The sequence below is a fragment of the Bradyrhizobium acaciae genome (assembly GCF_020889785.1).
GTDB classification, from domain to species: domain Bacteria; phylum Pseudomonadota; class Alphaproteobacteria; order Rhizobiales; family Xanthobacteraceae; genus Bradyrhizobium; species Bradyrhizobium acaciae.
Genome location: NZ_JACMYK010000185.1, coordinates 1 through 12,587 on the forward strand (window position 1 = coordinate 1; position 12,587 = coordinate 12,587).

The following is a 12,587-nucleotide window of genomic DNA, read 5'->3' on the forward strand; positions in this document are numbered from 1 at the left end:
CGCCACCGCGCCCGGCGGTGCAAGCGCAACACGCCGCACCGCCGCCAAGGCCCGCGCCCGCACCACGAGCAGCAGCGCCGGCATGTCCTCCCGGCAAGTGCAAACACTGAGGGCATGACAGCATGAGCCGAGCAGGTCAGTCTTCATGAGCATCACGGCCACACTCGGATTGCGGACAGTCGCGAAACTAGAGCGTTTTCGAGCGAAGTGGATGCCGGTTCGCGTGAAGAAAACGCGTCAAAACAAAAATCTAGAGCTCCGTTCCGATTCCATCAGAACGGAAATGGCTCTAGTGATCGGCACCATCGCGGGGCTGGTGGTCCTCCACCAGCCGGTGCGGGCGGCCGAGCTTTCAGCGCAGGACATCGCGCTGCTCGATCGCCTGACCTGGGGCGTCAATGCGTCGAGCGCGGCGCATCTGCGCGAGGTCGGCGCCGAGCGCTGGCTGCAGGAGCAGCTGCACCCGGCCAACAGTGCATTGCCGGCTGCCGTCCAAAGGCAGATCGAGGCGATGCCGGACGTGCATCGCTTTCCGTTCGACATTGCGGTGTCGTTCGACCAGCAGGGCAAATCCGCCAACCAGGTCGCCGATCCCGAGCAGCGCAAGGCGGCGCAGCAGGTCTATCAGCAGGCCATGAACGACCGGGCCCGGCAGGCCGCGGCGCGCACCATCCTGCGCGCGCTCTATGCGCCTGATCAGTTGCGCGAACGCCTGACCTGGTTCTGGTTCAACCACTTCAATGTCCACCAGTACAAGTCCAACATCCGCGTGCTGGTCGGCGACTACGAGGATCGCGCGATCCGCGTCAACGCGCTCGGCAAATTCCGCAACCTGCTCTCGGCGACGCTGCATCATCCGGTGATGCTGCGCTATCTCGACAACGCCGACAACGCGGCCGGTCACCTCAACGAGAACTACGCCCGCGAGATCATGGAGCTGCACACCATGGGCGTCGGCTCCGGCTACACCCAGGCCGATGTCGAGGCGCTGGCGCGGATCCTCACCGGCGTCGGCATCGACTTCAAGTCGGAGGATCCGAAGCTGAAGCCGGAGCAGCAATCCCAGCTGGTCCGCGAGGGCGCGTTCGAATTCAATCCGGCGCGCCACGATTTCGGCGACAAGACCTTCCTCGGCCATCAGATCAAGGGCCGCGGTCTCGCCGAGGTCGATGAAGCCCTCGACATCCTCTGCCGCCATCCTGCGACCGCCACGCATATCGCAAAGCAGCTCGCGACCTATTTCGTGTCGGACAATCCGCCGGATACGCTGGTGCGGCAAATGGCGCAGACCTTCGAGAAGACCGACGGCGATATCGCGGCCGTCATGGCGACGCTGGTCCATGCGCCCGAGTTTGCCGCCAGCCTGAAGGGCGGCGCCAAGTTCAAGGATCCGATGCTCTACGTGATGTCGTCGGTGCGGCTCGCCTACGACAGCAAGGTCGTCCTCAATACGCTGCCGATCCAGGGCTGGCTCAACCGCCTGTCCGAGGGTCTGTTCAATCACGAGACTCCCGACGGCTATTCGATGCTGTCGGCAGCCTGGAACGGTCCCGGGCAGATGATGCTGCGTTTCGAGATCGCGCGCGCGATCGGCTCGGGTTCGGCCGGGCTGTTCAAGCCGAACGAGCCCAACGCGGTCGATCAGCCGGCGTTTCCGCTGGTCATGAACGGGCTCTATTTCAGCAACATCAGGCAGACGCTGAGCCCGACCACGCTCGCCGCGCTCGACCAGGCCGTGTCGCCGCAGGATTGGAACACGTTGTTTCTGTCGTCACCCGAGTTCATGCACTGAAAGGGAGGTTCGCCAATGAACCGCCGTGAACTGATCAAGGCCTTCGCTGCTTCCGCTTCGCTCACCGTCGCCGGCCGGGTCTGGGCGGCGCCTGCGACCGACGCGCGCCTGCTGGTCGTGTTCCTGCGCGGCGCCTATGACGCCGCGAATGTGGTGGTTCCGGTCGGCAGCGAGTTCTATTACGCCTCGCGCCCAACGCTTGCGGTCGCGCGGCCCGACGCCGGCAATCCGAATGCGGCGCTGGCGCTCGACGCCGGATGGGGACTGCATCCAAGCTTGCGCGATTCGATCTATCCGCTGTGGGCCAGGCGCGAAATCGCGTTCGTTCCGTTCGCCGGCACCAGCGACGACCTCTCGCGCAGCCATTTCGAGACCCAGGACACCATCGAGCTCGGCCAGGCGGTCGGCGGCAGCCGCGACTACCGCTCCGGCTTCATGAGCCGGCTGGCGACCGAATTGACGCGGGTGAAGCCGATCTCCTTCACCGACCAACTGCCGCTGATCTTCCGCGGCCAGAACCAGATTCCGAACATCGGCATCGCCAGCGTCAGCAAGCCCGGCGTCGACGACCGGCAGGCGCGGCTGATCCGGGAGATGTATGCCAAGGGCGATCTCGCCAATTCGGTATCGGAAGGCTTTCGCGTTCGCGACGACGTCTACAAATCGGTTTCCGAGGAGATGATGGCGGCCAACCGCGGCGCCGTGTCGCCGCGCGGCTTCGAGCTGTCGGCGCGGCGGATCGGCCGCCTGATGCGCGAGCAGTTCAACCTTGGCTTCGTCGACGTCGGCGGCTGGGACACCCACGTCAACCAGGGCGCGGCGACCGGCTATCTCGCCGACCGTCTCGGCGAATTGGGCAGGGGCCTTGCCGGCTTCTCCGAGGAGATCGGTCCGACGATGTGGCGCGATACGGTCGTGGTGGTGATCTCCGAATTCGGCCGCACCTTCCGCGAGAACGGTGACCGCGGCACCGATCATGGCCATGGCAGCGTCTATTGGGTGATGGGCGGCGGCATCAACGGCGGACGGATGGCCGGCGAGCAGGTCCAGGTCACGCAGGCGACGCTGTTCCAGAACCGCGACTATCCCGTTCTGACCGACTACAAGGCGTTCTTCGCCGGGCTGATCCAGCACGTCTATGGCCTGCAGCAGGCAAGCCTGGAGCGCATCTTCACCGGCATCAAGCCGAAGGATCTCAATCTGGTCTGAAGAGGCACGGCCAAAATATCGAAAACAACCCCATGCAAAGGTGCCGCCGGGTGCCTGGGGGGCGGCATCCCCACTTGACACGGCGGGCAACTCACCGGTACTTTTCCATTATTCCGAATTCCTGCCGATTGCCCGGACCGCGCGCCCGGATCGGCACGACAAAAGCGCGCGGTCTCTAGGACAGCATCTCACCTATCTTCGCGGCCAGTTCTTCGATCTGGAAGGGCTTGCTTATCATCGCCATATTCGTTCCGAGGAAACCGGCTCGAATGGCGGCGTTTGCGGCATAGCCGGTGACGAACAGGATCGGCACCTTCGGATGATGCTTGCGAGCGACTTCAGCGAGTTGCCGGCCGTTCATGCCGGGCAGTCCAACATCCGAAATCATCATGTCTATCGGACGGCCGCTTTCCAGCAGCTTGATTGCGGTGTCGGAATCAGGTGCTTCGATCGTTCCGTAACCCAGCTCCGAGAGCAGTTCGCCGATGAGAAGACGAACCGAAGGATCGTCTTCGACCAGCAGAACAGGCTGACCGGCTCCCTGCGGAGACGCTTCATGATGGACGGTGGTCTCGATCGCGCTTTGATCCGCCGCCGGCAGGTAGATCTTCGCGGAGGTACCTTGGCCCGGCGTCGAATGGATCCGGACCTGGCCTTTTGACTGTCGTGCGAACCCGTAGACCATCGATAGACCGAGACCGGTACCTTGCCCCACAGGCTTTGTCGTGAAGAAAGGATCAAAGACCTTTTCGATCAGGTCCGGCGTCATTCCGACTCCGGTGTCCGAAACTGCTACGACCACGTAGCGGCCGGGCGAAATGCCTGGTCGAGACCTTGTATATGTCGCGTCGAGGTCAACTACAGACGTCTCGACGGTAAGCTTGCCTCCGTGAGGCATCGCGTCTCGCGCGTTGATGGCGAGGTTAAGGATGGCGTTCTCGAGTTGATTGGCATCCACGATGGCGGCGGGCACGTCCTCGTTGGTTTCGATGGCGATCGAGATGTTCTCGTCCACCGTGTGATGTAGCAGGTCCGAGAGCGACCGGACGAGAGCATTGATATCGGTCGGTTTGCTGTCGAGAGATTGCCGGCGCGAGAAAGCGAGAAGTCGTGACGTCAGGTTGGCAGCCCGGTGCGCCGACGTGCTCGCCGCGTCCATGAAGCGATCCAAGTCGTCGAGCCGGTTGGAAGCAATGCGCCGTTTCATCAAGTCGATGGCGCCGATGACGCCGGTAAGCATGTTGTTGAAGTCGTGCGCAATGCCTCCGGTGAGCTGGCCGACAGCTTCCATTTTTTGAGCTTGGATCAGCGCGGATTCCGCCCGCGACCGCTCTGCCGTCTCCTTGCGGAGATCGGACAGGGCCTTCTCGAGCTCCGCGGTACGTTCGGCTACCTGCAACTCGAGCGTCTCGGCCGCCTTCGCCAACCTTTGCTGCGCGAGCTTTTGCTCGTTGATGTCGACGACGACGGTTATCGCCCCCGTGATCGCGCCGTCTTCTCGCAAGATCGGCACGCTGCTGATGCGGGTCCAGACTGGTCCCTCTGCGGAGCCGGTGTAGAGAAACTCGACCCCCGTCACATGTTCGCCCTGCAGCGCACGCGCACTCGGGAAACGGTTTCGCGAGAGTGGAGAGCCGTCGCTGTCCTGCGCAAGCCATTCATGTTCCGCTGCAGGGTCGAAAGCTGGGCTTTTGCCAGACCTGGAAAAGCGTTTGAATGCCGGATTCGAGACCAGGCCAGTTCCGGTGTTGTCCAGAAACACGACCCCGACCGGGAGATTGTCGAGAAGCGTCCTCAAGCTGGCCCGCTGCGTGTCCAACTCCGCGAGTTGATCGCGCATCAGAAATTGTCGCTGTCGCGCCCGCATAGCCGACGCGATCGTACTCAGCATGGATTCGCTGCTGAGTGGCCTCTCGAGCAGGACCACATTCGTCGCGCTTGGCGGCAGTTTGCGGCGGACGGCTTCGTTCGGACGCTCGCGTCCTGCTCGTCGGCCGAACAGCAGAATGAACGGAATGTCCGACCACGCCGGTTGTGCCATCAAGGCGGATTGCAGCGCCGACGTGTCAACGCCGAGTGCTTCTTCGGTCATCAGAATAACGCCAGCATGCGCATCGACGAGTGGTGCGAGTTCGACGAAGCTTTCGCAGATCTTCGTATCGTACCCTTGGGACACCAGTAGTCCCGATACGCTCTCCGCATCACGGCCGTAAGGGGCGATGATCAGGACGCGATGGCCCTCAGTTGCTGTCCTATGCACCTGAACCGCGATCTTCCATGAGAGGATTGCTTGCGCCGGTGTATTGCGGTTTTCCGGTCAAGATGCCCTTGAAATCCGACAGAGGCTCGCCGACCCTCACGCCCCCGTCGTCGATGCGCATCTCGCGGATCGTATCTTCGTGCCTTCCGGACCTGTTTTTGACGACGGAGATGGCCTTCCGGATGCGTCCTGCTGCCTCGAAAAACCGGAGAAGGATGACCGTGTCAGCCAGATAAGAAACATCCAAGCCATTTGTCTGCATGTCTCCGAAGAAGCCGCTTTGGGGGTTAATCATCAGTGTCAGGACGCCGGACTGGCTGAGATAGGACAGGAGTTCGTGAAGCTGCAGAACGAGTTGCTGCTCCTGCGGCATGGCGGCGACGTAGCCGCTGAGGCTGTCGATCATGAGGATCTTGATGGAGCGTTGTTGAACTTCCTTGATCACGTTGGCGGCGAACTCGCCCGGCGAAATCTCGGCAGGGTCGATCTGCCGAACGACAAGCTGCTTCTTGTCGATGCACGCTCGAAGGTTGAGGCCCATTGCTTCCGCGCGTGCCAGAAGGGTGTCGATACGCTCGTCGAATTGATAGACCGTCACCTTCTCTCCTCTCTCGCAAGCGGCAGCGAGGTATTGCAGCGCGAGAGTCGTCTTTCCCGCGCCGGAAGGTCCGGTGATGAGAACTCCCGTGCCGCGCGCGGGACCGCCATTCAGTAGCGCATCAAGTTCCGCTATGCCGCTGTGAACGCGTTCGTTCGAGTATTCGATGTCATGCTCGGCTGCGACCAGTCTAGGAAAAATATCCAAGCCGCCAGGCCGAATGACAAAGTCATGAAATCCGGCGATGAAATCCACGCCTCGAAGTTTTTGAACCTGAAGCCGTCGCCGCGCCGCGCCAAAGTCCAGCGTCAGCCGTGACAGGGTGATCACGCCATGGCAAAGGCTGTGTAAGTGATTGTCCGAATTGCCGCCTGATCCGGTGAAGTCGTCAACCAGCAAGACGGTTGTACTGAGGCCGGAGAAAAATTGCTTCAGAACCAGAAGCTGCCGGCGATACCGGAGTGGATCCTGGGCGAGCAGCCGCATTTCGGAGAGACTGTCGAACACGACCCTTGTCGGCTTGATCTTCTCGACCTGAGCCTTGATGAGCTTGATCGTTTCTCCAAGCTCGATCTCCCAGCTATGGAGTATCGACTGGTCTCTGCCCGGGCCCAGGACTTCGTCGGCGGCGCTCAGTTCAAAAATATCGATTCCGCTTAGATTCCAGCCGTGGGAGGCTGCGACGACCTCGAGCTCTTCCTTGGTTTCCGACAATGTGATGTAGAGCACCCGCTCGTTCTTGGATTGACCGTCCTGGAGAAATTCGAGCGCGAGCGTGGTTTTGCCCGAGCCGGGCGTTCCCTCGACAAGGTACAAGCGGTTGAGTGGCAAGCCGCCGCGAAGGATATAGTCCAGACCAGCGTTGCCGGTCGAAATGCGATTGCGTGTGTGATCCATGGCGCTTTTGGTATCTGGCTCAATATTTGTCGTTTTGCACGAGACGGCAGAGGCAAAAGGCTGCAGGGTACGTCGCCTGCCGCCGATCAAAATGTTCACTAGTGAACACAATCATCGGCTCTGAGGGGTACGTCAGAGAAGATGATCTTGCTCAAACCTATGCTCCTGTCCTTCATTGTTCCTGGAACAGAACGCGCGCGACGGCGATTGGCTCCCTCAGACAAGGAACTCTATTTCGGCCACTCGGTCGGAACATTTTCGTGGGGCCACCCATTCGGCAGGTGGAAGGAGAGGGGCAGCCGGAATTTGGGGCAGCGCATGAAATCGCACGGCCCGATCTTGTCGATTGCGCCGGCTGGCTTGTTACAATCCCGATTGGACAGACAAGGCCACAACGACCTTGCACCACAAACCCAACAGACCCGGACGAGCTCAGGTCGTCTTTAAAGTCCGATCAATGGGCCGTGCGGGGGATTCAGTTTATGAGTGCGCGCCGTAGTCATTGCCTTGCCGCCAGATCCGCGATCGCCTTCATCACGGCGTTGCGGATGCCGGGGTCGTACAGGATGTGGCCGGCGCCATCGACGATGCGGACTTCGCTGCCGAGCCAGCGCGCCGCGAGCGCGTGCGAGGTCGCGGGCGGACACAGCAGATCGTAGCGGCCCTGCACCAGGATGCCGGGAATGCCGGCGAGCTTGCCGGCCTCGTCGATCAGCTGGTTCGGGCGCATGAAGCAATCGTTGGCGAAGTAGTGCGCCTCCATGAACGGCGTGGAGGGCAGGGCGCCCGATGCCTTGAGATCGAGCCGCGTCTGCTTCGGCGTGTGTTCCGACAGCGTGCGCTCGGTGTCGTGCCAGGCGCGCGCGGCCGGCGTGTGCACGGCCACATCAGAATCGAGGATGCGGCGGTAATAGGCGGCGAGCGGCGCCGCGCGCTCGTTCTCGGGGAGGAAGTTGAGGAAGTCCTCGAAGAGCGAAGGATAGAAGCGCGGTAGAGCGCGCAGGAAAACGTCCTCCAGCTCCTCAGCCGTGCCGAGAAACGTCGCGCGCAGCACGAGGCCACTGACGCGCCCCGGATAGGCCTGCGCATAGGCCAGCGCCAGCGTCGCGCCCCAGGAGCCGCCGACCACCATCCAGCGCGCAAAGCCGAAGCGTTCGCGGATCTTCTCCAGGTCGGCGATCAGATGCTGCGTCGTGTTGTGGTCGCGGCTGCCCTTCGGCCGGCTGCGGCCGCAGCCGCGCTGGTCGAACAGCACGGCGTGGAAGCGTTCGGGATCGAACAGCCGGCGGTGGTCCGGCTGGCAGCCGCTGCCTGGGCCGCCATGCAGATAGACCGCGGGGATGCCGCCCTCGCGCCCGACGCTCTCGACATAGAGATTGTGGCCGTCGCCGACATCGAGCCATTCCGACGTCAGCGGCGCAAACGGATCGGATCGCCTTGCGGCCTTGCCGGCGTCGGCGTCAGGCGCCATTGGGGTTGTCCTGGAGCTTGTCCTGATGGTCGTTCGACTCCAGCGTGCCGCCGGCGAAGTTGCGGTAGAGGAAGCGGTTCTGCGTGCCGGCGGATTCCCGCTCGGCCTGCTTGAAGATTTCCTCGTGCCGCGGCGACAGCGCGCAGGCCGGATCGGTGTTGCCGGCGTCGCCGGTCAGCGCGAAGGCCTGGCAGCGGCAGCCGCCGTAATCGACCTCGCGGAATTCGCAGGATTTGCACGGCTCCGGCATCCAGCCGGTGCCGCGATAGCGGTTGAAGGCTTCCGAGTTCTGCCAGATCCAGGCGATCGAATGGTTCGAGCGCACCGACTCGAATTCGAGCCCGGTGATGCTTTCGGCTGCATGGCAGGGCAGCACCTTGCCGGCCGGCGAGATGTTGAAGAACTGGCGGCCCCAACCGCCCATGCATTTCTTCGGCCGCAGCGCGTAGTAGTCCGGCACCACATAGTCGATCGCGAGCGTGCCCTTCAGGCGCGCTTGCGCTTCCTCGACGATCCGGCTGGTTTCCTCGATCTGCTCGATCGTCGGCATCAGCGCGGCACGGTTCTTCAGCGCCCAGCCGTAATACTGCACGTTGGCGACTTCGAGCCGGTCGGCGTCGAGGTCGACCGCCATCTGGATGATGTCGGGCAGCTGATGCAGGTTCTGCCGGTGCATCACGGCGTTCACCGTCAGCGGCATGTCAAGCTCGCGGGTCCATTTCGCGACCTCAAGCTTCTTCTTGTGCGCGTCCTTCAGCCCTGCGACGCGGTCGGCGACATTGGGTTCATTGCCCTGAAAACTGATCTGGACATGGCTGAGGCCGGCATCGGCCAGGGCCGACAGCTTGTCTTTGGTCAGCAGCACCGCCGAGGTGATCAGGTTGGAATAGAGCCCGACATCGGTCGCGTGCTGCACCAGCTCGACGATGTCCTTGCGCGCGGTCGGCTCGCCGCCGGAGAAATGGACCTGCAATACGCCGAGCTCGGCGAGCTCACTCAGCACCTTCTTCCATTCCTCGGTGCTGAGCTCGGTCGAGCCGCGGTCGAGCTCGACCGGGTTGGAGCAATACGGGCATTGCAGCGGGCAGCGGTGGGTGACCTCGAGGAGCACCGCGAGCGGGATGCCGTAGGTCTCGGCCGCCGACCGGCGGCTCTCCAGCACGGCGAGGCCGTCGCTTGGGGCTGTGTTAGGGTCCGGCGTCGTTGTTTTGTTGTCGGCGAGCGTGTCACTCATGCTGTGCTCTCGCGCGCTTCGGTGAGAAAGCCCTTGTCGGCCAGATCCTGCAGCATCGCCACCACGTCGGTCGCGATCGCCTCGCGTGGCGCGGCGTATTTTTCCGCGAGCCGGTCCACCATCTCTGCGACGCTGCGCACGCCGTCGCAAAGCTGCAGCACCTCGACCGCGATCTCATCAGGCGCCAGCACGCGCTCCGGTGCCAGGATCACCCAGACCTGCCGCGTCTCGTCGAACTTCAGCTTGGTGTGGCGCGGCAGTTTCGGCCGGCTGGTCTCGCTGACGCTGATGTTGCGGCCGGCCATGATCTTGTTCCCTAGCTCGCCGTCGGCACGAAGGCGCCGGGCGGAATCTGGCCGTCGACATAGGCGTGATAGAGCGCGTCGAGCTGCACCCACAGCACATTGGTCTTGAAGATCAGCGCATTGCAGACCGCCTCCCGCTCGGCGGGCGTCTTCGCATGCTGCTTGACGTATTCCAACGCAAAGCCGGCGTCGCGCGGCGCCTGGGTCAGGCGGCGGCTGAAATAGCTCATGATGTCGGGATTGACGAAGTCGTAATGCTTCAGCATCCCCGAGATGCGCTCCTCGTGCAGGTTCGGCGCGAACAATTCGGTGAGCGAGGAGGCGATCGCCTCCAATGGCGTGCGGTCGCGGCAGAAATGCACATAGGCCTCCACGGCGAAGCGCGTCGCCGGCAGAATGCCTTCGGTGGACTCCACATAGACCGTGTCGAGGCCGAGGCCTTCAGTCAGCTTCAGCCAGCGCTCGATGCCGCCCTCACTGCCGAGATCGCCGTCATGATCCTCGATGCGGTGGCGCCATTCGACCCGCGTCATGCGGTCGCGAAAGCGCGTCATCACCATCGCGTCCTTCAGCGGGATCGTGCTCTGGTAGTAATAGCGGTTCAGCGCCCAGGCCTGGACCTGGCCCTTGTTGAGCTTGCCGCCGTGCAGCAGGCGGTGGAACGGGTGCAGGCTGTGGTAGCGCGTCGCACCGATCGTGCGCAGCGTTGCCTCCATCTCCTCGGCACTGTCGAGCGTGATGCCCTTGCCGATCGAGAGTGCGGTCATTCCGTTTGTAGGCACGACATTCACAGCACGATCTCCGTTCCGTCGGAGGGAATCTGCCAGCCCGCCTGTTCGGCCGCCTTGCGTTCGGCCGAGGTCCCAAGCAGCGCCGGGTTGGAGTTGTTGATATGCAAAAACACTTTTCGTCCGATGTCGAGCCCGGCGAGGCTCGCGATCGCGCCCTGATCGCCCGACATCGCGATATGTCCCATGCCCTGGCCGGTCTTGTTGCCAAGCCCGGCCGCGATCAGTTCGTCGTCGCGCCACACCGTGCCGTCGAAGAACACCAGCGGGGCGCCCTTGAGCCGTGATTTCAGGTCGTCGGTCACCCGCGCGCAGGCGGCCAGGAAGTAGAAGTATTTGCCGCTGCGCTTGTCCGCAATACGCAGGCCGAGCGTATCGCCGACGCCGTCGGCGCCCGCCGGGTGCGCCTTGCCCTCGAGATACCAGGCGCCCTTGCCGGGAACCTCGAACGGCAGCACTTCGAGCCCGGACGGCGAGCCGTCGGGCAGGGCTGGTTCGAAGGGCTGGTCGACCGCGATCGGCAGCCGCGCCACGTTCTTTTCGCTCAGCACGTGGAAGATGCTGTTCGAGCGCAGGATCGCCAGCACCCGCTCATGCGCGTAGATATTGAACGGCGAGCCCTCGCGCATCGACAGCAGCCCGGTGACCGCATCGATCTCACTGTTGGTGAGGATGACGCCCGCGATCGGGCTGTGGCGCAAGGCGCCGGGCTTCGGATGCAGCTGCGGCGTGGCGGTCACTTGCTGGCGCAGATCGGGGGACGCGTTGACCAGGAACCAGTTCGCGCCATCACCGCTGACGGCGATCGAGGCTTGCGTGCTCTGCAATTCAGGATGGTCGTCTCGCGCCGTCCTGCACACGGCACATCCGCAGTTCCACTGCGGAACGCCGCCACCAGCTGCGGCACCCAGGACGACGACACGAAGCATGATCCGTCCCCTGGAGCAGTTTAACCCGGACCCAAAAACGCTACGAGGTGGACCCCGGGTTTGAAACACACTCCCTTGCTCGGGAGCGCGTCACGCCGGACGTCCACCTGCGCTAAAACGCTAAACGTGTAGTGAGCGCTGCCGCTTACTTGCGGGTGGCGCACATATACATGTTGATTTCCATGCCGACCGACACTTCAACGATCTTCGGTGCTTTCCAGGCCATTTGGCTCTCCTTGTTGCAACCGGACGAACTTTCCGCCCTCCATTTAAATTACTGCGGTTCGAAAAGTTCGCCACTTAAATTTTTCGCAAGCTGCCCTGTTCAAGGGCATGCTGCACTGCGGAAGACGAATCGGGGCCACTCACAAATTTGTGCGCGCATTTCCGGTCAAAACCCGGTGGCGTCAGACCTTTTTCCTGTTGTTCGCCACACGATGAATGGTGATCTTGGACTAAGAGACGGGGGGCCCGCGGTCCTCCGAAGGTCCTGATGACGATCCTGTGCTTTCCGGTGACGGGAAGCGACTAACCGAGCCGAGTTCTGCCGATGCCACGCTATTTCTTCAATACCCGTATCGGCGACGAGCTGATCTCCGACCCCGACGGCGAAATCCTGCGGGATCCGGATCGTGCGTGGGAGATGGCGCGGGCGATGATTCGCGAACTGCTCAAGACCGAGGGCGCCGATGGCGCGCTGCTCAGCGCGGTCATCGAGGTGACCGACGACGAGGGCGAGATCGTGCTGGAGTTCCCGTTCACGGAGGCGATTCTCGATCGCCCGGACCGCTCGATGACGAGGCACTGACACGGGCTGCACTGACACGGCTGACACGGACACCGGCCGACAGGGCCGCCCGGCCACAACCATGCGTTGGCCGATGTCAGCATGTTTCCGATTGCAATTGTCCGGACAAATTCGCAAGACTAGGAACGGAAAGCCTGATAGCGCCGATCGACCTCAATGGCGCAATGAACAACGGCTTCCAGCCAGGGGAGATCATCATGAAACAACACTCGTTCGCACCGCGCAGCCTGCTGCTCGCGGGTGCCATGCTGGGGGCGTTCACGCTCGCTGCTGCGGCGCAACAGCCGGCGGCCGCG

General features: G+C 62.8%; 11 protein-coding genes. 3 read left to right on the top strand and 8 right to left on the bottom strand.

Annotated features, from left to right (window positions below):
* Positions 1–283: 283 nt before the first annotated feature.
* Both H8A92_RS36690 and H8A92_RS36695 read left to right on the top strand, forming a co-directional pair.
* On the top strand, positions 284–1,792 hold the full coding sequence (locus H8A92_RS36690) for a DUF1800 domain-containing protein (protein WP_229200155.1): 1,509 nt from the start codon (positions 284–286) through the stop codon (positions 1,790–1,792).
* A gap of 15 nt (positions 1,793–1,807) precedes the next feature.
* Positions 1,808–3,001, top strand: a complete 1,194-nt coding sequence (locus tag H8A92_RS36695) for a DUF1501 domain-containing protein (RefSeq protein WP_229200156.1) — start codon at positions 1,808–1,810, stop codon at positions 2,999–3,001.
* Between the two features lie 175 nt (positions 3,002–3,176).
* On the opposite strand, the gene H8A92_RS36700 is transcribed toward H8A92_RS36695, so the two are convergent.
* From H8A92_RS36700 to pqqA, 8 genes are all read right to left on the bottom strand, one after another.
* Positions 3,177–5,177 (bottom strand): hybrid sensor histidine kinase/response regulator, encoded by a 2,001-nt coding sequence (locus tag H8A92_RS36700; RefSeq protein ID WP_229200157.1) that lies wholly within the window; start codon positions 5,175–5,177, stop codon positions 3,177–3,179.
* 76 nt (positions 5,178–5,253) lie between these two features.
* The gene (locus H8A92_RS36705; protein ID WP_229200163.1) at positions 5,254–6,756 is read right to left on the bottom strand and encodes an ATPase domain-containing protein; all 1,503 of its coding nucleotides are present in this window, start codon (positions 6,754–6,756) and stop codon (positions 5,254–5,256) included.
* 499 nt (positions 6,757–7,255) lie between these two features.
* Entirely contained in the window at positions 7,256–8,227 is a 972-nt protein-coding gene (gene pip / locus H8A92_RS36710) for a prolyl aminopeptidase (RefSeq protein ID WP_229200158.1), read from the bottom strand.
* Complete coding sequence (gene pqqE, locus H8A92_RS36715) at positions 8,217–9,461, bottom strand: pyrroloquinoline quinone biosynthesis protein PqqE (RefSeq protein WP_229200159.1); 1,245 nt, start codon at positions 9,459–9,461, stop codon at positions 8,217–8,219. Before pqqE ends, pip begins: the two co-directional genes overlap by 11 nt.
* Positions 9,458–9,766 carry a pyrroloquinoline quinone biosynthesis peptide chaperone PqqD gene (gene pqqD, locus H8A92_RS36720; RefSeq protein WP_229200160.1) on the bottom strand — a complete coding sequence of 103 codons (309 nt, stop codon included), beginning with the start codon at positions 9,764–9,766 and terminating at the stop codon, positions 9,458–9,460. Before pqqD ends, pqqE begins: the two co-directional genes overlap by 4 nt.
* Positions 9,767–9,777: 11 nt before the next feature.
* On the bottom strand, positions 9,778–10,533 hold the full coding sequence (gene pqqC / locus H8A92_RS36725) for a pyrroloquinoline-quinone synthase PqqC (RefSeq protein ID WP_229200161.1): 756 nt from the start codon (positions 10,531–10,533) through the stop codon (positions 9,778–9,780).
* 20 nt (positions 10,534–10,553) lie between these two features.
* Positions 10,554–11,483 (bottom strand): pyrroloquinoline quinone biosynthesis protein PqqB, encoded by a 930-nt coding sequence (pqqB, locus tag H8A92_RS36730; protein WP_229200162.1) that lies wholly within the window; start codon positions 11,481–11,483, stop codon positions 10,554–10,556.
* 145 nt (positions 11,484–11,628) lie between these two features.
* Positions 11,629–11,709 (bottom strand): pyrroloquinoline quinone precursor peptide PqqA, encoded by an 81-nt coding sequence (pqqA, locus tag H8A92_RS36735; protein WP_035635412.1) that lies wholly within the window; start codon positions 11,707–11,709, stop codon positions 11,629–11,631.
* Between the two features lie 324 nt (positions 11,710–12,033).
* Between pqqA and H8A92_RS36740 the strand changes: the two genes are divergently transcribed.
* Complete coding sequence (locus H8A92_RS36740; protein ID WP_016839844.1) at positions 12,034–12,291, top strand: DUF6894 family protein; 258 nt, start codon at positions 12,034–12,036, stop codon at positions 12,289–12,291.
* The last annotated feature ends 296 nt before the right edge of the window (positions 12,292–12,587 follow it).

What these genes read in the sequence shown, in the direction of transcription:
- pqqC (WP_229200161.1), bottom strand. Translation starts at nt 10,533, where the DNA reads ATGACCGCACTCTCGATCGGCAAGGGCATCACGCTCGACAGTGCCGAG.
- pip (WP_229200158.1), bottom strand. Translation starts at nt 8,227, where the DNA reads ATGGCGCCTGACGCCGACGCCGGCAAGGCCGCAAGGCGATCCGATCCG.
- pqqD (WP_229200160.1), bottom strand. Translation starts at nt 9,766, where the DNA reads ATGGCCGGCCGCAACATCAGCGTCAGCGAGACCAGCCGGCCGAAACTG.
- pqqA (WP_035635412.1), bottom strand. Translation starts at nt 11,709, where the DNA reads ATGGCCTGGAAAGCACCGAAGATCGTTGAAGTGTCGGTCGGCATGGAA.
- H8A92_RS36690 (WP_229200155.1), top strand. Translation starts at nt 284, where the DNA reads ATGGCTCTAGTGATCGGCACCATCGCGGGGCTGGTGGTCCTCCACCAG.
- H8A92_RS36740 (WP_016839844.1), top strand. Translation starts at nt 12,034, where the DNA reads ATGCCACGCTATTTCTTCAATACCCGTATCGGCGACGAGCTGATCTCC.
- pqqB (WP_229200162.1), bottom strand. Translation starts at nt 11,483, where the DNA reads ATGCTTCGTGTCGTCGTCCTGGGTGCCGCAGCTGGTGGCGGCGTTCCG.
- H8A92_RS36705 (WP_229200163.1), bottom strand. Translation starts at nt 6,756, where the DNA reads ATGGATCACACACGCAATCGCATTTCGACCGGCAACGCTGGTCTGGAC.
- H8A92_RS36695 (WP_229200156.1), top strand. Translation starts at nt 1,808, where the DNA reads ATGAACCGCCGTGAACTGATCAAGGCCTTCGCTGCTTCCGCTTCGCTC.
- pqqE (WP_229200159.1), bottom strand. Translation starts at nt 9,461, where the DNA reads ATGAGTGACACGCTCGCCGACAACAAAACAACGACGCCGGACCCTAAC.